Source organism: Candidatus Pelagibacter sp. Uisw_106 (genome assembly GCF_047724975.1).
Classification (GTDB): domain Bacteria; phylum Pseudomonadota; class Alphaproteobacteria; order Pelagibacterales; family Pelagibacteraceae; genus Pelagibacter.
In genome coordinates this window covers 933,088-957,590 of record NZ_CP159819.1, presented here as the reverse complement: position 1 = coordinate 957,590, position 24,503 = coordinate 933,088, and the positions used below count along the sequence as shown (strand labels likewise).

Below are 24,503 nucleotides of genomic sequence, written 5' to 3'. Positions count from 1 at the left end.
AGTCCGATAGATTGCCTGAATGCCAAAATTATTTTCTGGAGCTGAAATTGTTTTTAAATGTCTTGAAGACCAAAAAGTAGAGCATATTTTTGGTTATCCAGGTGGTGCAGTTCTTCCCATCTATGATGAGTTAAAAAATCACCCAACCATAAAACACATATTAGTTAGACACGAGCAAGGCGCGGGTCATGCTGCAGAAGGTTATGCAAGATCAACTGGAAAACCTGGCGTTGTATTAGTTACTTCTGGCCCAGGTGCAACAAATGTTGTTACAGCATTAACTGATGCATACATGGACTCAGTTCCTCTAGTTTGTATTTCAGGACAAGTGCCAACACACTTAATTGGGACAGATGCATTTCAAGAATGTGATACAACAGGAATTACTAGACCATGTACAAAACATAATTGGTTGGTTAAAGATATTAATGATCTTCCAAGAATAATGCATGAAGCATTTGAGGTTGCAACAACTGGAAGACCAGGACCAGTATTAGTTGATATTCCAAAAGATATTCAGTTTGCAAAAGCAAAATATTTTAAACCTAAAAAAGAAAAAAAATTAAATGGAAAAGTCCTTAATAAATTTAATCAAAAAGATATTGACCAATTAGTAGACTTAATGAAAAAAGCTTCAAAACCAGTTTTTTATACTGGAGGTGGGGTAATTAACTCAGGTCCAAAGGCGAGTGAACTTTTAAGAGAATTAGTGGCCTTAACTGGATTTCCTATTACATCAACTTTACAAGGATTAGGTGCTTACCCTGGAGATGATAATCAATTTTTAGGAATGCTTGGTATGCATGGAACTTATGAAGCTAATAATGCAATGCATGATTGTGATTTATTAATTAATATAGGTGCAAGATTTGATGATCGTATTACAGGAAAAATAGATGAGTTTTCTCCAAAATCTACAAAAGTTCATATTGATATTGACCCTTCATCGATCAATAAAATTGTAAAAGTTGATCTTTCTATTGTTGGGGATGTTAGTGATGTAATAAAATCAACTACTAAAACTTTGAAAAAGAAAAACTTAAATTTAGAAAAATCAAATAAACAAAAAATATCAAAATGGTGGCAACAAATTCAAAAATGGAGAACTAAACAGTCTTTAAACTTTATAAATAGTAATAAAATTATTAAACCTCAGCATGCCGTTCAAAGACTTTATGAATTAACAAAAAACCAAGACACATATATTACTACTGAAGTTGGACAACATCAGATGTGGGCAGCACAACATTATAAATTTAATAAGCCCAATAGATGGATGACATCAGGAGGACTTGGAACTATGGGTTACGGATTACCTGCTGCAATAGGAGTGCAAGTAGCACATCCTAAAAAATTAGTTGTAGATATTGCTGGAGAAGCATCAATTTTAATGACTATGCAGGAGATTTCAACTGCAGTTCAATATAATTTGCCAGTAAAGATATTTATTTTGAATAATCAATATATGGGAATGGTTAGACAATGGCAGGAATTACTTCATGAAAAAAATTACTCAGAAAGCTACTCAGAGGCATTACCAGATTTTGTAAAATTAGCTGAAGCTTATGGTTGTGTTGGTATTAGAGCAGAAAACCCAGACGAATTAGATGAAAAAATTGAGGAAATGATCAATATAGATAGACCAGTAATTTTTGATTGTCATGTAGATCAAGCAGAGAATTGTTATCCAATGATACCTTCAGGAAAACCACACAATCAAATGTTGTTAGGACCTAAGGATCAAGAAGAGAATAAAATAACAGGTAAAGGGAAGTCTTTAGTTTAAAATGGCAAAATCTAAGTCAGCATATAGCACACCTAGTAAGTTAGGTAAAATCGATACTCATATAATTGTTGTTTGGGTTGATAACGAAGCAAGTGTATTATCAAGAGTGGTGGGTTTATTTTCAGGTAGAGGTTACAATATTGAATCTTTGGCAGTTGCTGAAGTGGATCATAAAAAAAATCTTTCAAGAATTACAATTGTAACAACTGGGACTCCTCAAGTTATAGAACAAATTGTATTACAGTTAAAAAAATTAGTTCCAGTTCACAATGTTGCTAATTTTAAAAGAGAAGATAAAAAAGTGATATTTAAAGAAATGGCACTATTGAAAATTGTTGCAAATTCTATCAAGATTAAGAAAGCTTTAAATACTTGTAAAAAGTATAATCCAGTTATATTAGATCAGACAAATAAATCTGCCGTCATTCAGATAACAGCATTAAGAAGGGAAATAGATAATATGATAAAAAATTTAAAACCACTTGGTCTTGTCAGTGCCTCAAGAACTGGAGCGGTAGCAATGACCAGAGGTGCAGAAATTTTAAATTAATTACTAATAGGAGAAGAAAAATGAAAATGTTTTATGAAAAAGATGCAGATGTAGATTTAATCAAAAGTAAAAAAATAGCAATTTTCGGTTATGGAAGCCAAGGACACGCACACGCTTTAAATTTAAAAGATAGCGGAGCTAAAGAAGTTGTAGTAGCGCTTAGAGATGGATCCGTGAGTAAAGCAAAAGCAGAATCAAAAGGTTTAAAAGTAATGGGTTTATCTGATGCTGCAGAGTGGGCAGAAGTTGCAATGATACTAACTCCTGATGAGTTACAAGCAGCAATTTATAAAAATCATATTGACCAAAGAATTAAACCAGGAACAAGCATAGCTTTTGCTCATGGATTAAATATTCACTACAAATTAATTGAAGCAAGAAAAGATTTAGATGTATTTATGGTTGCACCAAAAGGACCTGGTCACTTAGTTAGAAGTGAATTTGAAAGAGGTGGTGGAGTTCCTTGTTTATTTGCTGTTCATCAAGATGGAACAGGTAAAGCAAGAGATCTTGCATTATCATATGCCTCAGCAATAGGTGGTGGAAAATCGGGAATTATTGAAACAACATTTAAAGATGAATGTGAAACTGATTTATTTGGTGAACAATCAGTTCTATGTGGTGGACTAGTTGAGCTTATTAAAAATGGTTTTGAAACACTAACAGAAGCTGGTTATGAACCTGAAATGGCATACTTTGAATGTCTACATGAAGTAAAATTAATAGTAGATTTAATTTACGAAGGTGGAATTGCCAATATGAATTATTCTATCTCAAATACTGCAGAGTATGGCGAATATGTATCTGGTAAAAAAGTTGTAGATAGCGAAAGTAAGAAAAGAATGAAAGAGGTTCTAGCTGATATTCAATCTGGTAAATTTACTAAAGACTGGATGAAAGAATGTGAGGGCGGTCAAAAGAACTTTTTAAAAATGAGAAAAGATCTTGCGGATCATCCAATTGAAAAGGTTGGCGCTGAACTTAGAGCAATGATGCCTTGGATTGGTAAGAAAAAATTAATAGATAGTGATAAGAGTTAATTTTTACTAAAAACCTAATTCGGTCAGAAATTATAGCCAAAATATAACAATTATTTTGCAATCTCTATTATAGATTGTATTATAGATTTTCTAAGATTACTGACTATGAGCGACAAGGATAAAATTTTTATATTTGATACTACAATGCGTGACGGTGAACAATCACCAGGCGCATCGATGAGCCTTGAGGAAAAAATTCAAATAGCAAGGATTTTTGATGAATTAGGTATAGATATTATTGAAGCTGGTTTTCCAATTGCTTCTCCTGGTGACTTTGAAGCTGTTACAGCAATAAGCAAAATTTTAAAAAATGCAATTCCATGTGGATTATCAAGAGCTAGCAAAAAAGATATAGATGCGTGTCATGAAGCATTAAAAGCTGCTCCAAGATTTAGAATTCATACCTTTATTTCAACAAGTCCACTTCATATGAAGTTTAAATTAAATAAATCTCCTGAAGAAGTTGTCGATGCAATAAAGGAAAGTGTAACTTATGCAAGAAATCTTACAGATGATGTTGAATGGTCTTGTGAAGATGGAACAAGAACTGATATAGATTTTATGTGCAAAATAGTTGAAACAGCAATTAGCAGTGGTGCTACAACAATAAATATTCCAGATACTGTTGGTTATACTATCCCTTCAGAATTTACTAAAATTATAACAACATTAAAAAATAAAGTTCCAAATATAGAAAAAGCTATTTTATCTGTACATTGTCATAATGACTTAGGATTGGCTGTAGCAAATTCTTTAGCTGGTGTTTCAGCTGGTGCAAGACAAGTTGAGTGCACAATTAATGGAATAGGTGAAAGAGCAGGAAATGCTGCACTTGAAGAAATTGTTATGGCGATCAGAACAAGAAACGATTTGATGCCTTATTCAACTGGAATTAAAACAGAATTATTAAGTAAAGCTTCAAAAGTAGTTTCTAATGCAACATTTCCAGTTCAATTTAATAAGGCAATTGTTGGAAAAAATGCTTTTGCTCACGAAGCAGGTATTCATCAAGATGGGATGCTTAAAAATAGAGAAACTTATGAAATTATGACACCAGAGAGTGTTGGAGTTAAAAAGACTTCATTGGTAATGGGTAAGCATTCAGGTCGTCATGCTTTTAAAGAAAAATTAAATGATCTTGGTTATGCAGATGTAACTGATGACGTTATTCAATCTGCTTTTGGTAAATTTAAAATTTTAGCTGATAAGAAAAAACATGTTTATGACGATGACATCGCGGCCTTAGTTGATGACAGTATGATTTTAGATAAATATGTAATCAACTTAAAGTCATTAAAAGTTTTTGCAGGAACAGGCGAACCTCAAAAAGCAGAAATGACTCTAGATGTTTATGGTGAAGTTAAATCAACTTCAGAAACAGGTGATGGTCCTGTAGATGCTATTTTTAAATGTATAAAAGTTTTATATCCACACGATGTGAAATTACAATTATATCAAGTTCACGCTGTTACGGAAGGAACTGATGCACAAGCTACAGTAAGTGTTAGAATTGAAGAAGAGGGCAAAACTACAGTTGGACAAGCCGCTGATACTGACACATTAGTAGCGTCAGCTAACGCTTATTTAAGTGCTTTAAATAAAATGATTATTAAAAGAAAAAAAACTGCTCCAATAGAGCACGAAACTCAAAAAGTGAAAGGTATATAATTAAGATGGCTAATTGGTTTAGAAATTTAAGTAGTATTTGGAGCCAAGATATGGCGATTGACCTTGGAACCGCTAACACACTTGTTGTTTTAAAAGGACAAGGGGTGGTTTTAAATGAACCATCTGTTGTTGCTATAGCTGAGAATAATGGAAAGAAAACTGTTTTAGCAGTTGGAGATGAAGCAAAAACTATGCTTGGAAGAACACCTGGTAACATTAGTGCAATTAGACCTTTGAGAGACGGAGTGATTGCAGACTTTATAGTCACTGAAGAAATGATTAAACACTTTATAAAAAAAGTTCATGCTGGTAAAACTTTTGCAAATCCTAGAATCTTAATTTGTGTTCCAACTGGATCAACACCAGTTGAAAGAAAAGCCATTCAAGATAGTGCACTAGCAGCTGGTGCTAGAAGAGTACAATTAATTGAAGAACCAATAGCAGCAGCAATTGGTGCAGGCCTTCCAATTTCAGAAGCAACAGGATCAATGGTTGTTGATATTGGTGGAGGTACTACAGAAATAGCTGTTATGTCACTAGGAGGTCTTGTGTATTCTAAATCATTAAGAGTTGCTGGAGATGCAATGGATGGAGCATTGGTAAATTATATGAGAAAAGAATATAATTTAATGATCGGTGATAGTACTGCTGAAAAAATAAAAAAAGAAATTGGTACTGCTATACCATCAAACAGTAATACCTATGCCGTCAAAGGTAGAGACTTAAGATCTGGAACACCTAAAGAAGTAAATATTACTGAAGAAGACACAGCGGAAGCTTTAAATGATATTTTAAAAGAAATGGTGAATGGTATAAAAGATGCACTTGAAAACACGCCACCAGAATTATCAGCTGATTTAGTGGATATGGGTCTAACGTTAACAGGTGGTGGAGCTTTGTTAAAAAATATTGATAAAAGATTCTCCAAAGAAACTGGGTTGCCAGTTTTTATAGCAGATGATCCATTAGCATGTGTTGCAATTGGGACAGGAAAAGCTCTAGATCAAGAAGAAACATTCTCTACTATGCTATCTGAATACTAGAAATAATGGAAACAAGTAGAGATGACTTTGTAATTGCAATAAGATCTGCTTTTTTAAAAAAAGGAACACAGCAAAGGTTCTCGTTATTAAGTTTAATATTTTTTTCTATAATTTTTTTAACTTTAGGTAGTTTTAACTTTAAAATTATAAACTATGTAAAAATAGGTATTAATGAAATAGTTTATAGGTCTTCCTTTATAATTTCTGTACCAGAGAATTTATTAAAAGATAGCTATCTTACAATTCAAAATCACAACAAGCTTTATAAGGAAAATGAAAAAAATAAATCTGAACTAAAAATTTTAAAAGGTAAAGATTTATTAAATGAATTTATAATTTTAGAAAATCAAAGATTAAAAAATATAGTTGATGATTATCTGGTTAAATCAGACACTATAATTGCTAAAGTTTTAAGTGATAAAGGCAGTCCATTTTTAAGATCAATCATCATTAACAAAGGTAGTAAACATAAAATCAACCTTGGAATGGTTGTAGTGGATGGAGCATATCTTATTGGAAAAGTTGTTGAGGTTAATTATTTGTCATCTAGGGTATTACTACTTTCAGATTTGAATAGTAAAATTCCAGTTATAGTAGAACCAAACGCAGTATTCTCTATACTTTCAGGTACAGGTAAAGATTATGCGGTTATTCAATATAGTAAAAAATATGAGGACATAAAAAATGAGTCTGTTATTTACACTTCTGGAGCAGGCAGTTTATTCAAGGCTGGAATACCTATAGGAAGAATGAATGTGGAAAATTTGGGTGATGAAAAAAAAGTAGAATTTTTTTCTGATTTTTCTCAATTAAAATTTGTAAAAGTTGTTTCATATAAAAAGAGTGAGAACAAATGACAGGGTTAAGAAATAAAAATTTTACTAAAATAATACTATCAAAAGTACCCTTAATTCTACTTTTTGCATCTGTTTTAAATGATTATGATTTTAATCATTTAAGTTTGAAATATTTTTCATTTAACTTTTCATACATTTTAATTTTTTACTACAATCTAAAAAAAAATGAAAGTTTAGGATATACTTATATTTTTATAGCAGGCTTATTTAATGATGTTGTGGCAGGAACTCCAATTGGATTAAGCAGTTTAATGTATCTAATACTTTGTGTAGCAGCATCCTATCTTAGAAATATCACTTTGAGACCAAGTTTATTAAAAGATTGTATATTTTTTCTTTTAACAATTTTAATTATAAATTCATTATTGTTTTTATCTTTAAAGTTTATTTTTAGTTATGAGTTAAATTATTTTGACCAAATAATAAATATTACATTCACTTTTTTATTTTATTTTTTATTTTCAAATTTATTTGATTTTTTTGAAAGCTATTTTGTGAGAAACAATAATGCTGGGTGAAGATTTTGGTGTAAAAAAAATTCAAACCATTAATAGAAGAATGTTTATTATTGGTGCTGCTAAGTTTATTGTATTTACTGGAATAATAACTCGATTATTTTCATTACAAATAACAGAGAACAAAAAATATCTAACACTATCTGACAAAAATAGATTACGAGAATGGAAATTACCCCCAATTAGAGGTGAGTTTTTAGATTATTTTGAAAATATTATTGCTGGTAATTTAAAAGTATACCAACTTCATGTCATTCCTGAAGAAGTAGAAGATTTTAGATATCTAATGGTAAGGTTAAAAGAAATTTTAAAAATCAGTAATAATGGTTTTAAAAAAATAATAAAACAAAAAAATAATCAAAGACCTTGGGAAACTATAATTATCTCAAAAAATTTAACTTGGGAAGAGTTCACTAAAGTTAATTATTTTTTACACGATTTAGTAGGAGCTAAACCAGTTCTGTCTGTCTCACGTAACTATCCGTTCAATGAGAGTTATACACATGTTTTGGGTTATGTTAGTGAGGCGAGTGAAAAAGATATCTTAAATAATAAAATTATAAAAAACACACATGTACCAGGACTTAAAGTAGGAAAAACTGGTTTAGAAAAAACCTTTGAAGATGAATTAATTGGTACAAATGGCATCCAAAGATATGAAGTTAATGCTTATGGAAAAAGAATTAGCCAACTTGATCATACAAATGGATTGAATGGCAAAACAATCCAACTTACAATTGATACAGAAATTCAAAAATTATGTACAAAACTTTTGAAAGGTGTGGCTGGTTCTATAAGTGTAATGGATATTTATACTGGTGAAATAGTTGCTATGCAATCGTCTCCATCATTTGATCCTAATTTATTTCTTTTTGGAATTAACCAAGATGATTGGCAATTAATTAGAAATAATCCATTAAAACCATTAGTTAATAAAACTTTATCAGGCTTATACTCACCAGGCTCAACATTCAAACCAATGGTAGCTTTATCAGCACTAGAAAATAAAATTATTGATGAAAATTTTAAAGTTAACTGTAAAGGAAAAATTGAAATGTATGGGCAAACTTATCATTGTTGGAAAAAAAAAGGACATGGTATTGTAGATTTAAAAAGTGCAATGAAGCAGTCATGTGATACATATTTTTATGAGATTGCAAGAAAACTTGGTGTAGACCGATTAAAAGAAACATCTACAAAATTTGGTCTTGGAGAAAAAGTTTTAAATGAAACATTTAGTAATGAGAAAAAAGGACTAATTCCTGACACTAAATGGAAAAAAAATAATTTGGGCAGAGGCTGGGTTATAGGTGAAACATTAATTACAGGTATTGGACAAGGCTACACTCAAACAACACCATTACAATTATGTCAAATGACAGCTCAACTTGCGAATGGAGGATTTAAGATTTACCCAAAAATAATAGTGGAAGAGGATAGCAAAACAGCAGAAGAAATTAGAGTTATAATGAATGACAATAGAAAAGAATTAAATAAAAAAGATAGTGGTTTGAAAGACGCAACAGAACTTTTAGAGTTTTTAAATAAAAAAAGACATGAAACCTTGTTTAAAAGTTCTAAAAACATAAACCTAGTTCGTGATGCGATGTTTGCATCCACAAATGAAATTAGAGGAACTTCTTACAAATCACGAATTGAAGATCCCAAATATCAATTTGCTGGAAAGACAGGAACATCACAAGTTAGAAGAATAACTGAAGCTGCAAGAAAACTTGATTTAAGTACCTCTGAAATTCCATATAATGAGAGGGATCACGCTTTATATATAGCTTTTGGTCCATATAAGAATCCGAGATACGCATTAAGTATTGTTATAGAACATGGTGGATCAGGCAGCTCCACTGCTGCCCCGATTGCAAAAAAACTTTTTAAATTAATTATAGATAGACACGAGCTTAGGGAAAAACAAAGTAAACAAAATAATTTAAAAATATAAATGCAATACAACTCATTTAATTCACAACCCACCTTTTTTCATAAATTAAGAAATTTTGATTATATTTTAGTAATTTGTATTTTATTACTAGGATTGATTAGTGCTTTGTCTATGTATTCAACAGATGGTGGAGAAATCTTATTTCATAGCAAAAGTCATATTTCAAAATTTTTGATCTTTTTTACAATGATGATTTTCATGTCATTTTTAAATATAAAGTTCTGGCATAATTTTGCTTATTTTTTTTATGTTGTTGTTTTGCTTCTCTTAGTTTGGGCTTCTTTATATGGTATTAAAGCTTCAGGATCGCAAAGATGGATTAATTTATATTTTATTAATTTGCAACCATCTGAATTAATGAAAATTGCAATAATAGTATGTCTTGCTAAATATTATCACCGTATACAACTCAATAAAGTTAATAGTTTTCAAGTTATGTTTGTCGTTTTAGTAATTTTAATTTTACCAATTATGCTTGTTATTATTCAACCTGATTTGGGTACTTCAATTTTAATTGCATTAAGTGGATTAGTAGTTATTTGGCTTGCAGGAATTAATATTAAATATTTTATATATTCATTCATAATTTTATTAATTTCACTGCCGTTTGCTATTGCTTTTTTACAGCCTTATCAAAAACTGAGAATTTTAACATTTCTTAATCCAGATAGAGATCCTTTAGGAGCGGGCTATCAAATTATTCAATCTAAAATAGCAGTTGGATCAGGAGGTTTAACTGGTAAAGGATTTTTAAAAGGTACTCAAAGTTATTTAGAATTTTTACCAGAAAAACATACAGATTTTATTTTCACTTTATTTGCAGAGGAGCAAGGTTTTTTAGGGTCTTTATTTTTATTGCTAATTTATATAATCATTATTTACAGAGTATTAAGAATTGGCGTAATATCGAGAAGTTATTTTGCTAAACTTTTTTGCTATGGCTATGGGTCTGCAATATTCTTTTATGTAACAGTAAATATGTCTATGGTTTTGGGTTTATTGCCTATAGTAGGATCACCACTCCCAATTATGTCATATGGAGGATCTTCAATGCTAGCAACAATGATTGGATTTGCAATCGTTATGAGTGCAAAAATTAACTATAAACAACTAATAGCTTAATTATTTTAACACTTTTACTTGTCGAATTTGTCGCGAGAATATTTAAATTTAAGAATTATATAAAGTGTCATGGGAAAAAATTTAAAAATTGGAATTGTAGGTGCTGGCATACAGGGTATTTCCAATGCGTTATTTTTACAAAAAAAAGGTTTCAGTGTAACAATATTTGATAGAGATGAGCCGGGAAGTCCCGCTGCATCCTATGGTAACGCTGGTCACTTTTCTCCATATGCATCTGTTCCAATAAATAGACCTGATGTTTTAAGTGATGTCCCTGCAATGCTTTTAAGCACGACAGGGCCACTTGCGCTGAAATGGAACTATGTTCCAAAAATGGTACCCTGGTTTTTAAAGTTTATAAGAAACTGCACAACAAAAAAAATGATGCACACTGCTAAAAATATGCATCAAATTTTGGATTTAGCACTACCAGCTTATGATGAGTTATTTGATGATATTGAGCTTGGAGGACTAGTTGAAAAAAAAGGTATTTTATATATTTGGAATGGTCAAAACTTAAAAAGTAGAGAGCTTGAAATCAGTATTAGAAATGAACTGGGTGTTGACCAACAAGAAGTAACACCAAAAGAAATTCATGATTTAGAACCAAACATAAAACCGATCTATCATGGAGGTGTTTATTATCAATATGGTAGACATGCTAGAAATCCAAAAAAAATTCTTTTAAAACTTTATGATCTTTTTTTAAAAAAGGGTGGCAGGTTTTTAAAAATGAATGTTAAAGACATAAGTTTTGATGATGAAAAACCAGTTATAAAAGCTGAAACACAAAGCTTTCTTTTTGATAAAATTGTAATTGCCTGTGGTTCGTTTTCAAAAAAACTAACAGACAATTTGGATGAAAAAATACCTCTTGATACTGAAAGAGGATACCATGTTCATTTTAAAGATTGTGATCATCTTTTAAGTAGACCAGTAATTTTCCAAAATAGAGGGTTTGGTATTACACCTATGGAACAAGGACTTAGAGTTGTAGGCACTGTCGAATTTGGTGGATTAGATAACCCATTATCTAAATCAAGAGTTAAAAATTTAATTAATAATGCAAAATATATGATGGGTGATTTACCTGAGCATGAAGATGAGTGGCTTGGTTTTAGACCTACATTACCAGATTATTTACCAGTAATAGGACCTTCAAAAAAATACAAAAATGTTTTTTATTGTTTTGGTCATCATCATTTAGGATGGACTTTAGGACCAATTTCAGGGAAAATAATCTCTGGAATGATTGCTGAAGAAAACACAAACTTAAATTTAAAACCATATAGTTCTCTTAGGTTTAACTAAGTGATAAATAAAAATAATGTTGCGTATATTTTTTTATTTTTAGCAGCTTTATTTTGGTCAGGAAATTTTTTAGTTGGAAAATTTGCCAGTCAATATCAAATACCTCCATTTTCATTAAATTTTTATAGATGGCTTTTTGCTTGGTTGATCTTAGCTCCATTTACAATTCAAGAGTTATTTAAGAAAAGAAGTTATATTTTAGAAAATTATAAATATTACACAGTGCTTGGAATAACCAGTGTTACTATATTTAATTCAATCGTCTATTATTCTTTAAACTTTACACAAGTAATCAGTGGAGTGTTGATGATATCAACAATACCAGTGATGATCATTTTCATTTCATCAATTTTAAAAATTGAGAAAACTAATACTTTTCAAATATTGGGAGTTACATGTTCTTTCATTGGAGTTGTTTTGATTATAACCAAAGCAAATCTTGGAATATTAATAAATTTAGATTTTAATAAGGGTGACATTACAATGGTTTTTGGAATGTTGTCTTGGGCCACCTATTCCGCATTATTAAAGAAAAAAAAACATGAACTATCTCAACTGGGATTACTAGAAGTGGTAATTTCATTTGGATTTATTTTTTTAATTCCAATATATTTTATAGAGTATCAAATGGGTTATAGAATTATTCTAGATCAAAATTTTTTAATGATTTTGTTTTATGTAGTGTTGTTTCCAGGTCTTGCTTCTTTTATTTTTTGGATAAAAGGAGTTTCTTTAATAGGAGCTAATCGTGCAGGTGTTTTTTTGCATATGATGCCTATATTAAGTGCAATTATGGCAATGATTATTTTTAATGAAAAATTTATGTTTTACCATATGTTAGGCGCAATATTTATTTTAACTGGAATTCTTTTATCAAATAGAAAAATAAAAAATGCTTAAAGTTGCTATCTTAGACGATTATCAGAATGTTTCTCATGAGTTTGTTGATTTAAAAAAACTATCTGGAAAATATGAATTTAAAATATTCAGTGAACCATTTGAGGATGAAGCAGACGCTATAGAGCAATTATCAGACTTTGAAGCGTTATTGATAATGAGAGAACGAACTCCTATTACTAAAAATTTAATTGATAATTTAAATGACCTTAAATACATCATCACAAGCGGCTCAAGAAATAAAGCTATCGACCTAGCTGCTGCAAAAAAGAGAAAGATTATAGTGTGTGGAACTGAGATTGGTTTTTCAGGTACATCAGAATTAACTTGGGGTTTAATCTTAGGTTTAGCTAGAAACTTTAAAGAAGAAATTGATAATATGTATCAAGGTTACTGGCAATCAACTATTGGATTTGAGCTTAAGGGAAAAATTTTAGGTTTAGTTGGACTTGGAAGAGTTGGGTCACAAGTTGCTAAGATTGGAAAAGCTTTTGGCATGCAAGTTATGGCTTGGAGTGAAAATTTAAACCTAGATACATGTAAAGAATTAGACGTATTACCTTGTAGCAAAGAAGATTTATTTCAAAATTCTGATTTTCTATCTATTCACGTTCAAGGTGGAGAAAGATATAAAGATTTAATAAAATTAAAGGAGTTAGACACAATGAAGAAAACTGCTTTTTTAGTTAATACATCAAGAGGGTCAATTATCAATGAGGATGATTTAATCATAGCACTTTCAACTAATGTTATTGCTGGTGCTGGCCTTGATGTTTATGAAAAAGAACCTTTACCAGAAGGTAATAAATTAAGATTTTTACCAAATGCATTATTAATGCCTCATGTTGGTTATGTTACTGCAGAAAATTATAGTATGTTTTATACACAGATGATTGAAGGGTTAGAAGCTTGTGTTGCTGGTAAACCTTTAAGAGTAATAGAATAAGCTTATGACAAAAAAAATTAATCCAGATCTTACTGCGGAACAAAAATTAGTTTTATTTGAAGATGGTACGGAAGCACCAGGCACAAGCGAATTAAATAGAGAGAAGAGAGAAGGTAGCTATCACTGTACTAATTGTGGTGAAAAATTATTTGATTCAAATGCTAAATATGAAAGTGGTTCAGGTTGGCCTTCATTCTATCAATCACTACCAGATGCTTTTGAAACTAAAACAGACACTCTATTAGGTTATGAGCGAGTGGAATATCATTGCAAAAAATGTGGTGGCCATCATGGTCATATTTTTGAAGATGGACCAAAGCCAACAGGCAAAAGATATTGTAATAACGGTGTTTGTTTAACCTTTAAGCCTAAAAATTAATTTATTTTAAAAGTTCTAGTAATTTATTTTCTTTTTCAAGGGCTCTAACATCATCGTAACCACCAATGTGTTGATCATCAAAGAAAATTTGAGGAATAGTTCTTTTACCATTAGCTTTTGTAATCATTTCATCCATAGCCCCATCTACAGTTGCAATGTTGATTTCTTTATATTCAACGTTGTTTCTAGTTAATAATTTTTTTGCTGCATCGCAAAAAGCACAAAGTGGTCCTGTATAAATAATTACTGATTTCATGACTTATAAATAATCATTCTTTTTAATTTTGCTAGTAATTTCTTTTCTCGAATATTCGAACTTTTTTTTGTGTTTAATACTTTTTTGATTAACTCTTTTTCTCCACAATCTAAAAGAAACAGGCTTTATAGATCGTCTCATAATTTTAATTACTTCACCTTCTGTTTTTCCAGTCTTTTTCTCAATTTCCTCAAAAGTGATACGATCTGCCCAAGCAGCCCAAACGATCCAGTCAGGATCTGATATATGGGGCTCTGGATTTTTAACTCTAGTTATGGGGGTGTGACCTTTTTTTTTCATAAATCCTCAATAATCATTATATTTGAAAAAAATGATTAATGCATTTTATTAAGGGTCGTGGTATCTTTAAATCTAGATAGTCCATCTTAGCCATCTTTAGCTCCCGGTTTTTTTGGACTATCCTTAAACCTTAAAATGCTCCCTTTAAATTATTTCCTTTTTTTACAGATAATTTTATTTTTATTTATTACTCCTGGCACACCTAGAATTGTAATTATTTCTTATTCAATGAATTATGGAGTTCAAAAGTGTATTTGGACAGCTCTTGGAGATATCACAGCAAATATTATTCAAGCCACATTGGTAATTTTTGTTTTGGGATCTTTTTTTGTCGATAATCCAAATTTTTTAAATATCTTTAAGTGGATAGGAATTGCATACTTACTCTATCTCGCTTATGATATTTACAATTCAAGACTTAAAGATGTAAGTTCAGATAATATTTCATCAAAAAGTTTTTTTTCTTTTTTTAAAGATGGTTTCTTAGTCGCAGGGACAAGTCCTAAAGCTTGGATGTTCTTTCCATTAATATTTCCACAGTTTATTGACTTTAATTCAAATTATATCGTTCAATTTTTTATTTTGATCACAACGTATGTTGTTTTAGATTTTTTATCTCTAATTGCTTATGCTGTACTTGCTAGAAAGTTAATTATTTGGATAAAAGCAAACCCAAAAGTTATAAATACAATTTCAGCGTGCGTATTAATTATAATTGCAATTATTATTGCGTTTATTCAAAAATATTAATTAACTATTAAAATAATTGCGGCAATTAAGTCTGTATGACGTTAGTTGTATTTTTATTCATTTAGATGTTTAATTGTTCTTTAAATTTAAAACTAATAGAGGAAGAAATAAAATGAAAATCAGAAATATACTTATTACTTTAGTTTCTGCAATCGCTCTTTTAATTTCAGCTTCAACTATATCTTTTGCAAAGGTAGTTGGAGATAAAATTATTTTAGGTGCAGCTGTTTCATTAACTGGAAAATATTCATCTAATGGTGTTCATACTCAAAACGGCTATAACTTAGCAGTTGAGAGAATTAACAGCATGGGTGGTGTTAAAGTTGGTGGAAAAACTTATAAGTTTGACATTATTTATTACGATGATGAATCAAACTCAGGAAGAGCAGCACAACTTGCAGAAAGATTAATTCAACAAGATGGTGTTAAGTTTATGCTTGGGCCTTATAGCTCGGGACTTACAAAAGCTATGGCTCCTGTAACTGAAAAATATGAAGTTCCTATGGTTGAAGCAAACGGTGCATCTAGATCGTTATTCACTAAAGGATACAAATATTTATTTGCAGTACTTGCCCCAGCGAACTTATATCTTGATGTAGCAATTGACCTTGCGGTTGAAAAAAATGGTGGAAAGCCAGTTAAGATTGCAATGGCATTTGAACAAGATGCTTTTTCACAAGATGTGAGATTGGGTATTGTTGAAGCTGCTAAAAGAACAGGTTCTAAAATCATTATAGATGACAAGTTACCAAAAGAGCTTAACGATATGGCTGCTACTTTATCTAAAGTAAAAGCTACAAATCCAGACGTTCTTGTAGTTTCAGGTCATACAAAAGGTGCTTTGACAGCTGTTAGACAAATCTCAGAGATGAAAGTTGACGTGAAAATGTTAGCAATGACTCACTGTGATGCTGCTAAATTATCCAAGCAACATGGTAAAGCTTCTGAGTACGCACTTTGTGCTTCTCAATGGCATAAATCTCTATCATACAAAGATAACTACTTTGGTGGTGGTATGAAATATGATGCAGACTTTACTAAAGCATTTGGATATGCGCCGCCATACCAAGCTGCCGAATCTTCTGCTGCTTTATTAGTTTTTAAAGATGCGTTCGAAAGAGCACAATCATTTGATACTAAAAAAGTTAGAGATGCTTTAGCTGCAACTGATATGCAAACTTTTTATGGAAACATAAAATTTGCTGCAGGTGGACAAAACGTATCTAAGCCAATGGTACTTTTCCAAGTATCATGTAACGATGATGGTAGTGTGTGTGAAAACAAAGTTGTAGCTCCGACAAAATGGGCATCAGCTGAGTTGGTGCACCCAATTCCATCTTGGTCAGAAAGATAATACCTAATATGTAAAATGCTCCCTAGTAATAGGGGGCATTTTTTTATAAACATCTAAAGAATTTATGGATTTATTAATTTTCCAAGCTCCTATTTTAATGGTTCAAGCGTCAATGGACGGAATACTTCTTGGTATTTTGTTTGCATTAATCGCTTACGGAATGGCATTGCAGTGGGGAGTAATGAATATAATAAACATTGCTCAAGGAGAATTAGTAATAATGGGTGGATACATTGCATACTTTATGTATTTATCAGGAATACACCCAGCTTTTGGAGTAATTGTATCACCAATCATAATGTATTGTGTGGGTTGGGGAATGTACAAACTTGTTATTAATAAAGTAGTAGATAAAGATTTATTTACTTCAATTCTTGCAACTTTTGGAATTAGTATTTTAGCTCAACAACTAATGAATTTTGCATTTGGTGCAGACGTAGTAGTTGCTCAATCAAATTTTGGAACAACAATGTTATTTAACAACTCTGTTACACTGCCAAATGCTAAAATATTTTCAGGAGCTGTTTGTGTGATATCTGCAATTATTCTTGTTATCTACATGAAGAAATCAAAATTAGGTAGAGCAATTAGAGCAACTGCTCAAAACGCAAGAGCAGCAAAGATCTTGGGTGTTGATACAGAAAAAGTATATGCTGCAACTTTTGGAATTAATGCAGCATTATGTGGAATAGCAGGAGCATGTATTGCAATCACATTTACACTTCACCCTTACACAGGACTACCTTACACGGTTAGATCTTTTATGATTGTAATTATTGCAGGTCTTGGAAATTTACCAGCTGTTGCAATATCAGGAATGGGACTTGGTGTATTTGAAGAATGGGCAGATTATCTGCTTGGAACAGAATTTAGAATTGCAGCAGTATTCTCGTTACTAGTTATTATATTGGTTTATAGAAGGTTTAAATTAGCTCGAAAAAGAGAGTATTTAAAATAATGAATAAAAATACACTCCTATACGCAGGCTTAATAATTTTTGGTTTGGCTGGAGCATTCATATTTCCAGCTTATAAACTTCAATTATCGTTTCTTTATATATTAATTGTCTTAGCTATGACTTGGGATGTTCAAGGTGGACAGATGGGTTATAATACATTCGGTAATATATTATTTTTTGGTGTCGGAATGTATGTTGCATCAAGCACTCAAATAGCAATGTTTTTTTCACTTGCTGAGTGGACAGATGCGGGAGGAGAAAAAACTTTTGTTCATACTATCCCGCAATTTTTTCAAGGTTTTGGTGTTGGTATATTGTTAGCAGGAATTATTCCGACAATAATTGCAGGAGTAATTGGTTATGGGATTTTAGGTTTAAGAGGACACTACTTTGCAATTTGTACTTTAGCATTAGGAATTGCTGCAGGCGAACTAGCGGGTGGAATTGAGATTATTGGTGCAGGCCAAGGTATGACTGTTCCAGTTTGGCCAAAAGGATTTGGATCTAATGCATCATCATCTCAGTTTTTATATTATTTGTGTTTTGCTCTCGCAGTTGTAACTTTTGTTACTTTGAAGTGGGCCTACAGCACAAGATTTGGATTAGCTTTAAATGCAATAAGAGACAATGAAGATAAAGCGGAGGCAATGGGAATTCACACCATGAGATATAAAATTATTGGCTGGATGGTATCAGCTTTCTTTGTTGGAATTGCTGGAGGATTAATGGGTCATATAAATGGATATATTGAACCAACCGAAATTGCATTTGCTGGACCAACGTTTGGTGTGTTCATGGTTTTAATGGCAATCCTTGGTGGTAAAGGAACTTTATGGGGGCCACTTGTTGGTGCAACTATATTTCACTTATTTAAAGAAGGTTTTTGGACTTACTTCTTGGGCTGGCAGTATGTTGCTCTTGGAGTTTTAATTATTGTAATCGTTGTTTATTTTCCTGAAGGGGTAATGGGATGGTTAAGAGAAAAATATCCTGAAAGATTTGGTGAAGTTGTCGATGAAGCTGACTTAAAAGCACAGGTGGAATTAAAGTAATGGCTATATTAGACGTATCAAATGTAAGTAAGTCTTTTGGTGGCGTTAAAGCTAATGTTGATATTTCAATGTCAGTTGAACAAGGTTCAATTGTTGGATTAATTGGTCCAAATGGATCTGGTAAAACTACTTTATTTAATTCTATTGTAGGAACCTATCCAATCGACAATGGTTCAATTAAATTTGATGGTACAGAAGTTTCAGAACTGCCAGTGCCTGTTGTTGCAAAGCTTGGATTACTTAGAACTTTTCAACAAACTAGAATTTATGGAAAATTAAACTGTATTCAAAATATGTTAATCAGTAATAAACCTGAGAATGATGGAATATTATCAGTATTTCAAAAGATACCTTCTGATTTAACAGATAAAGCTGAGACATTATTAAAATTTGTAGGGCTTCATCAAAAAAGAAAGCTCAGAGCAGGAGATCTTTCATTTGGACAGCAAAAACTATTGGAACTTGCAATGGCACTAATGAATGAACCTAAAATGCTTTTATTAGATGAACCAACAGCTGGAATAAACCCTACTTTAATTAATGGAATAATTGACCGTTTAATCAGTGTTAATAAAGATTATGGAATTACCTTGTTAGTTATAGAACATAATATGAAAGTAATAATGAATTTAGCACAAAGAGTTTTTTGTTTAGCACACGGTCAAATGTTAGCAAACGGAACTCCAGATGAAATTAAAAATGATAAGCGTGTGCTAGACGCTTACTTGGGAGCACAATAATGTCAAATCAATATGATGTATTAGGTAAAGCACCAGGGCCAGAAGATTTACAAAAACTATCACCAGATAATAACCACCTAACTATAAAAAAATTATCAGCGGGTTATGGTAAAATGGAAATACTTCATGATTTTAATTTAAATGTAAGTAAGGCTCAGTCACTATGTTTGATTGGACCAAATGGTGCAGGAAAATCTACAATACTTCATTCTATTTATGGATTTACAAATATTTTTTCAGGACAAATAGAAATTGATGGAAAAGAAATTACCAACTTAACTCCAGCTCAAAAACTTACATCATGTGGAATTGCTTATATACTTCAAGATAATTCTGTTTTTCCAGATATGACTGTTGAAGAAAATTTATTGATGGGTGGTTATTCCAAAGAAAATACTGATGAGTCCCATGAAGAAGCAGAAAGAATTTTTGAAAAATATGAAAGATTAAGAAATAGAAGAAATCAACCTGCTAAAGTTTTATCAGGTGGAGAAAGAAGATTATTAGAAATTTCTAGAGCACTAGTTATGAAACCATCGGTATTACTAGTTGATGAACCATCTATTGGATTAGAGCCAAGATATATCGATATGGTTTTTGAAATTTTAAGGGATCTTCAACAAACAGAGAAGAAAACAATTATTTTAGTAGAACAAAATGCTAAAAAGGGATTAGAGTTTGCAGATATAGGTTACGTTTTAGTATCTGGACAAACTGCGATCGCTGGCAAAGGGGATGATTTGTTAAAAAATCCTGATGTTGGTAGATTATTCCTTGGAGGTTAATGATTAATAAAGAATTTTTCTTTAAAGGTTTTAGATCAATTCTAGCTCCTGATAGTCCTGCCCTTGCACTCGGTTGTTGTTTTATAGCAATAGGTGCACTTCTTAAAAATTTGGGTTTTAATATTCAAGAAAGTATTTTTTCAACAATGCTTACTTATGCACTACCTGGATCGCTAGTAATGGCGGAGTCGTTATTAGTTGGAGCATCTTTACTTAATATATTTTTGGCTGTTTGGTTTGTTAATGCAAGATTGTATCCAATGGCAGTTTCTTTATTCCCATTAATGATGCATAAAAGCCAACCTAAATGGAAATATTATTTTTCTTGTCACTTCATAGCTGTGTCTGCATGGCTGATAATGAAGAGTAATTATAAAAGTGTTGAAAAAAAATACAGAATTGATTTTTGGATTGGAATTGGTTGTGCAACCTGGACTACAGCAGTAATAGGCACTTTTATTGGTTTTTATGCTTCAGATTATTTAGATAAAAATATGATGATGGGTTTAGCAATTTTAAACCCAATTTATTTCCTATGTATGATGGTGGGTGCAATGAAGACCATTCAAATTACAGCTGCAGTAATTTTGGGTCTATTATTGGGACCAATATTTTATTTTCTATCACCTGAGTGGTCAATTTTACTAGGTGGGTTAGTTGGTGGAACCATTGCTTATTTTATAGGAGAGCTAAATGTCAACTAGTGTAGTTCTTGCAATTTTAGTTACATCATTAGCAACTTTTTCATCTAGATTATTGGGTGTAATTTCATCAGAAGGAATAAAAGAAACTTCAAAGTTATTTAGATGGTTTAATTGTCTTGCTTATTCAACACTAGCTGCATTAATAGCCAGAACAATTATATTTCCAGTAGGTGTTTTGTCTGATGCTAGCTATCTAAGTAGAATTGTTGTGGTTTTATTTTGTTTATTCATATTTTTTATTTCAAAAAGAAATTTTGTTTATCCAACTGTGATTTCTGCTATCATAATGACGGTACTAAGTAATTATCTCTAATGGAAAATATCTCTGGAATAACAATAACCGAACATCAAGATTCAAAAAGAATAATTGATATTAGAATTGAAGATGAAATTTTAGAGAAATTGATATTTCCATTCAACAAATTTGATATCACTGCTTTGGAGTATAAACCATTTACTAGATTTACTATTGCTAAAAGTTTAGACGATTTAACTTCTAATAAATTAAGCAAATTACTTAATTCAATAGTAAGAGACAGAGACACGGGCTGTTTTATAATTGGTCCAAAAAATATAAGTCCAAAAATTAATGATACGTTTTTAGTTAAACTATCAACAGCAATTGCTTATTTAATTGGTAATCCAAACCATGATGCAATGGCTGGAAAATATTATGCAAGATTTTTTGTAAAGCACGAAGATAAAAGTGATTCGTATTTGAGAAAAGCCTACACAAATATGGATCTTCATACAGACGGAACATATGTTAAGGAGACCACAGATTGGCTACTTATGACTAAAATTGAAGAACAAAATGTTCAGGGTGGAGAAACGGCAATGCTTCATCTTGATGACTGGGAACATTGTGAGGATTTATTTAATGATCCAGTTGGAAGAAAAGATTTTGTTTGGGGTTCCCCTAAAAGTAAAAATATAGAATATAAAGTTGAACATCCAGTTTTCACTACAGATGATAAGGGTAAGTCAAAAATTTCTTATATTGATCAATTCCCTGAGCCAAAAAATATGGATCAAGGAATTTTCTTACAAAAGTTATCAGATGGTTTGGAGGAGAGTAAGAATAAAGTAATCACTAAACTAGCACCTGGGTCAAGTATTGTAGCTAATAATTATTTTTGGCTACATGGAAGAAAACCTTTCAAAGAGAATAAAGATTTAAGTAGAGAACTGTTGAGAATTAGAGGCTCTTTTTTTATTAATTAATTCACCAATATCACTATAAAGTAACTATATTTATGAAATTAGGCTTTATAGGAACAGGTAAAATTACATCTGCAGTAGTTACTGGTATTTGTAGCTCTAGTATTCCATATAATAAAATAATCATCTCGCAGAGAAATAAATCTATATCTAGCACCTTAAAAAAAAAGTTTAAAAAGATAACTATTAGCAAAGATAATCAGGAAATAGTTAATTCATGTGATTGGATATTTTTATCAGTAACTCCAACTGTGGGTGAAAAAATTATTAAAAATTTAAAGTTTAGATCAAATCAAACTATAATCAGCTTCATATCAACAATTACTTTAGCTCAACTTAAAAAAGCAATTAAAGTTAAGGCAAAAATTATAAGAGCAATACCGTTACCTCCAATATCATTAAAAAAAGGACCAGTACCAATTTACCCACCCAATAAAAAGGTAAAAGATTTCTTTAATCAAATTGGCACAACAGTTGAAATTAAAAATGAAAAATCTTCAATTAATTTCTGGTCAACATCTGGAATGATGGCTCCATTTTATGAACTGTTAAGAGTGATGACTGACTGGTTGGTTAAAAGAGGAGTTAAGCGAAATGATGCACAAAAATATATAACTTCTTTATTTTTAGCGTTATCTGAAGATGCGGTTGTGAATTCTAAAAAAGATTTAAAATACTTAGTAAAAGAATCTCAAACACCAAAAGGATTAAATGAACAAGGTGTTAAAGAGTTAACAAAAGCTGGTTTTTATAAATCTTTAGAGAAGACACTCAGTAGTATACATAAAAGATTAAATAAATAAAATTCCATGGATCAAGAACAGAATATCTTACAAATTGAAAACCTATCTAAATATTTTGGAGGGTTAGCTGCAGTTTCAGATTGTTCTTTAAAAATTAAAGAAGGATCTATTACAGGAATTATAGGACCTAATGGTTCTGGTAAAACTACTTTATTTAATTTAATTGCTGGAAACCTTAAAGCATCAAGTGGAAAAGTTTTATTTTATGATCAAGACGTAACAGATGTTCCTTCATATGAATTATTTTCAAAAGGAATATTAAGAACTTTTCAAATAGCTCATGAGTTTACCAATCTTTCTGTTTTAGAAAATTTAATGATGGTTCCAGCAAACCAATCAGGTGAAAAATTAATGACAGCCTTACTAAAACCAAGTTTAGTTAGAACTGAAGAACTTGCTGTAAAACAAAAGGCTCAGGATGTAGTTGATTTTTTAAATCTGACACATCTATCAAATGAATTAGCTGGAAATTTATCAGGTGGGCAGAAAAAATTATTAGAACTTGGACGAACTATGATGGTTGATGCAAAATTAGTATTACTAGATGAAGTAGGGGCTGGTGTTAATAGAACACTACTTAAGGATCTAGGTACTGCAATTCTTAAGTTAAATAAGGAAGAGGGGTACACATTTTGTATGATCGAACATGATATGGAGTTTATAAGTAGATTGTGTAACCCTGTTATTGTTATGGCAGAAGGGTCCGTTTTATTTGAGGGTACTGCTGAAGAAGCTAAGAAAGATGAAAAGGTTATAGAAAGTTATTTAGGAAGAGGATCAAAAATAAAGGATGAAAATTAATGGCTTTTTTTGAAGGCTTAAAAATGACAGGTGGTTATGGTAATGGACCTGATATCATCAATTCTTGTTCTGTTGATGTGAATAGAGGTGAAATAGTTTCAATTCTTGGGCCTAATGGTGCTGGTAAATCAACAGCAATGAAGGCATTACTAGGTCTCTTAAGTTTAAAATCAGGCTCAGTTATAATTGATGGCAAAGATATTTCAAAACTTTCACCACAAGATAGGGTGAGAGAAGGTATTTCATTTGTACCGCAGACAAAAAATGTATTCTCAGGAATGAGCGTTGAAGAAAATTTAGAGATGGGGGCTTACTTAAGAGATGATAATTATCAAAATATAATAGAAGAAATTTATGAACTGTTTCCAATACTTAGAGAAAAAAGAAATCAATTAGTTGGAGAATTATCAGGAGGTCAAAGACAACAAGTAGCTCTTGGTAGAGCATTAATGATAAAACCATCTGTGTTAATGTTAGATGAACCAACTGCTGGAGTTTCTCCAATAGTAATGGATGAATTATTCGATCATATAATTAAAGTTAAAAGAACTAATGTTGCAATTTTAATGGTCGAGCAAAATGCTAAGCAAGCTCTTAATATTTCTGATCGAGGATATGTGTTAGTTACAGGTGAAAATAAATATTCAGGAACAGGAAAAGAATTATTAAACGACCCAAGAGTAAGAAGCTCTTTTTTAGGTGGATAGT

General features: G+C 31.2%; 27 protein-coding genes. 25 read left to right on the top strand and 2 right to left on the bottom strand.

The features are described from left to right. Positions 1-19: 19 nt before the first annotated feature. From ABXT45_RS05320 to msrB, 13 genes are all read left to right on the top strand, one after another. The gene (locus ABXT45_RS05320) at positions 20-1,786 is read left to right on the top strand and encodes an acetolactate synthase 3 large subunit (protein WP_415313052.1); all 1,767 of its coding nucleotides are present in this window, start codon (positions 20-22) and stop codon (positions 1,784-1,786) included. Between the two features lies 1 nt (position 1,787). Next, the gene (ilvN, locus tag ABXT45_RS05315) at positions 1,788-2,336 is read left to right on the top strand and encodes an acetolactate synthase small subunit (RefSeq protein WP_415313051.1); all 549 of its coding nucleotides are present in this window, start codon (positions 1,788-1,790) and stop codon (positions 2,334-2,336) included. A 20-nt stretch (positions 2,337-2,356) separates the two neighbouring features. Next, positions 2,357-3,376 (top strand): ketol-acid reductoisomerase, encoded by a 1,020-nt coding sequence (gene ilvC, locus ABXT45_RS05310; protein WP_415313050.1) that lies wholly within the window; start codon positions 2,357-2,359, stop codon positions 3,374-3,376. Positions 3,377-3,481: 105 nt separating this feature from the next. Further along, positions 3,482-5,044: a 2-isopropylmalate synthase gene (locus tag ABXT45_RS05305; protein WP_415313049.1), complete on the top strand. Its 1,563-nt coding sequence runs from the start codon at positions 3,482-3,484 to the stop codon at positions 5,042-5,044. Positions 5,045-5,049: 5 nt separating this feature from the next. Continuing rightward, the gene (locus ABXT45_RS05300) at positions 5,050-6,087 is read left to right on the top strand and encodes a rod shape-determining protein (protein WP_415313048.1); all 1,038 of its coding nucleotides are present in this window, start codon (positions 5,050-5,052) and stop codon (positions 6,085-6,087) included. Between the two features lie 5 nt (positions 6,088-6,092). Beyond that, on the top strand, positions 6,093-6,944 hold the full coding sequence (gene mreC, locus ABXT45_RS05295; RefSeq protein WP_415313047.1) for a rod shape-determining protein MreC: 852 nt from the start codon (positions 6,093-6,095) through the stop codon (positions 6,942-6,944). Then, the gene (gene mreD, locus ABXT45_RS05290) at positions 6,941-7,462 is read left to right on the top strand and encodes a rod shape-determining protein MreD (RefSeq protein WP_415313046.1); all 522 of its coding nucleotides are present in this window, start codon (positions 6,941-6,943) and stop codon (positions 7,460-7,462) included. The genes mreC and mreD overlap by 4 nt, the downstream gene beginning before the upstream one ends. Further along, the gene (gene mrdA, locus ABXT45_RS05285) at positions 7,452-9,416 is read left to right on the top strand and encodes a penicillin-binding protein 2 (protein WP_415313045.1); all 1,965 of its coding nucleotides are present in this window, start codon (positions 7,452-7,454) and stop codon (positions 9,414-9,416) included. Before mreD ends, mrdA begins: the two co-directional genes overlap by 11 nt. Continuing rightward, on the top strand, positions 9,417-10,538 hold the full coding sequence (gene rodA / locus ABXT45_RS05280) for a rod shape-determining protein RodA (RefSeq protein ID WP_415313044.1): 1,122 nt from the start codon (positions 9,417-9,419) through the stop codon (positions 10,536-10,538). A 69-nt stretch (positions 10,539-10,607) separates the two neighbouring features. Then, positions 10,608-11,849 carry an NAD(P)/FAD-dependent oxidoreductase gene (locus tag ABXT45_RS05275; protein ID WP_415313043.1) on the top strand — a complete coding sequence of 414 codons (1,242 nt, stop codon included), beginning with the start codon at positions 10,608-10,610 and terminating at the stop codon, positions 11,847-11,849. Continuing rightward, entirely contained in the window at positions 11,850-12,749 is a 900-nt protein-coding gene (locus ABXT45_RS05270) for a DMT family transporter (RefSeq protein ID WP_415313042.1), read from the top strand. Next, positions 12,742-13,692, top strand: a complete 951-nt coding sequence (locus tag ABXT45_RS05265) for a D-2-hydroxyacid dehydrogenase family protein (RefSeq protein WP_415313041.1) — start codon at positions 12,742-12,744, stop codon at positions 13,690-13,692. Before ABXT45_RS05270 ends, ABXT45_RS05265 begins: the two co-directional genes overlap by 8 nt. A gap of 4 nt (positions 13,693-13,696) precedes the next feature. Beyond that, positions 13,697-14,071, top strand: coding sequence for a peptide-methionine (R)-S-oxide reductase MsrB (gene msrB / locus ABXT45_RS05260; protein WP_415313040.1), 375 nt, complete (start codon positions 13,697-13,699; stop codon positions 14,069-14,071). A gap of 1 nt (position 14,072) precedes the next feature. Here msrB and grxC read toward each other — a convergent pair whose 3' ends face one another. Then, positions 14,073-14,327 (bottom strand): glutaredoxin 3, encoded by a 255-nt coding sequence (gene grxC, locus ABXT45_RS05255; protein ID WP_415313039.1) that lies wholly within the window; start codon positions 14,325-14,327, stop codon positions 14,073-14,075. Positions 14,328-14,330: 3 nt separating this feature from the next. After that, positions 14,331-14,627 carry a TIGR03643 family protein gene (locus tag ABXT45_RS05250; protein ID WP_415286018.1) on the bottom strand — a complete coding sequence of 99 codons (297 nt, stop codon included), beginning with the start codon at positions 14,625-14,627 and terminating at the stop codon, positions 14,331-14,333. A 135-nt stretch (positions 14,628-14,762) separates the two neighbouring features. Here ABXT45_RS05250 and ABXT45_RS05245 point away from each other — a divergent pair, with 135 nt between their 5' ends. From ABXT45_RS05245 to ABXT45_RS05190, 12 genes are all read left to right on the top strand, one after another. After that, a complete protein-coding gene (locus ABXT45_RS05245; RefSeq protein ID WP_415313038.1) occupies positions 14,763-15,377 on the top strand; it encodes a LysE family translocator in 615 nt (204 codons plus the stop codon). 112 nt (positions 15,378-15,489) lie between these two features. Beyond that, on the top strand, positions 15,490-16,731 hold the full coding sequence (locus ABXT45_RS05240) for an amino acid ABC transporter substrate-binding protein (protein ID WP_415295405.1): 1,242 nt from the start codon (positions 15,490-15,492) through the stop codon (positions 16,729-16,731). Positions 16,732-16,795: 64 nt separating this feature from the next. Beyond that, entirely contained in the window at positions 16,796-17,689 is an 894-nt protein-coding gene (locus ABXT45_RS05235) for a branched-chain amino acid ABC transporter permease (protein WP_415286014.1), read from the top strand. Then, positions 17,689-18,741: a branched-chain amino acid ABC transporter permease gene (locus tag ABXT45_RS05230; protein ID WP_415313037.1), complete on the top strand. Its 1,053-nt coding sequence runs from the start codon at positions 17,689-17,691 to the stop codon at positions 18,739-18,741. The genes ABXT45_RS05235 and ABXT45_RS05230 overlap by 1 nt, the downstream gene beginning before the upstream one ends. Next, positions 18,741-19,481, top strand: a complete 741-nt coding sequence (locus tag ABXT45_RS05225; RefSeq protein ID WP_415313036.1) for an ABC transporter ATP-binding protein — start codon at positions 18,741-18,743, stop codon at positions 19,479-19,481. Before ABXT45_RS05230 ends, ABXT45_RS05225 begins: the two co-directional genes overlap by 1 nt. Further along, entirely contained in the window at positions 19,481-20,266 is a 786-nt protein-coding gene (locus ABXT45_RS05220; protein ID WP_415313035.1) for an ABC transporter ATP-binding protein, read from the top strand. The genes ABXT45_RS05225 and ABXT45_RS05220 overlap by 1 nt, the downstream gene beginning before the upstream one ends. Next, positions 20,266-20,970, top strand: a complete 705-nt coding sequence (locus ABXT45_RS05215) for an AzlC family ABC transporter permease (RefSeq protein WP_415313034.1) — start codon at positions 20,266-20,268, stop codon at positions 20,968-20,970. Before ABXT45_RS05220 ends, ABXT45_RS05215 begins: the two co-directional genes overlap by 1 nt. Beyond that, positions 20,960-21,283 carry an AzlD domain-containing protein gene (locus ABXT45_RS05210; RefSeq protein ID WP_415313033.1) on the top strand — a complete coding sequence of 108 codons (324 nt, stop codon included), beginning with the start codon at positions 20,960-20,962 and terminating at the stop codon, positions 21,281-21,283. Before ABXT45_RS05215 ends, ABXT45_RS05210 begins: the two co-directional genes overlap by 11 nt. Then, positions 21,283-22,194 (top strand): glutarate dioxygenase GlaH, encoded by a 912-nt coding sequence (gene glaH / locus ABXT45_RS05205; RefSeq protein ID WP_415313032.1) that lies wholly within the window; start codon positions 21,283-21,285, stop codon positions 22,192-22,194. The genes ABXT45_RS05210 and glaH overlap by 1 nt, the downstream gene beginning before the upstream one ends. 32 nt (positions 22,195-22,226) lie before the next feature. After that, positions 22,227-22,994 carry a pyrroline-5-carboxylate reductase gene (locus ABXT45_RS05200; RefSeq protein ID WP_415313031.1) on the top strand — a complete coding sequence of 256 codons (768 nt, stop codon included), beginning with the start codon at positions 22,227-22,229 and terminating at the stop codon, positions 22,992-22,994. Between the two features lie 6 nt (positions 22,995-23,000). Continuing rightward, positions 23,001-23,795, top strand: coding sequence for an ABC transporter ATP-binding protein (locus tag ABXT45_RS05195; protein ID WP_415313030.1), 795 nt, complete (start codon positions 23,001-23,003; stop codon positions 23,793-23,795). Then, positions 23,795-24,502, top strand: coding sequence for an ABC transporter ATP-binding protein (locus ABXT45_RS05190; RefSeq protein WP_415286006.1), 708 nt, complete (start codon positions 23,795-23,797; stop codon positions 24,500-24,502). The genes ABXT45_RS05195 and ABXT45_RS05190 overlap by 1 nt, the downstream gene beginning before the upstream one ends. The last annotated feature ends 1 nt before the right edge of the window (position 24,503 follow it).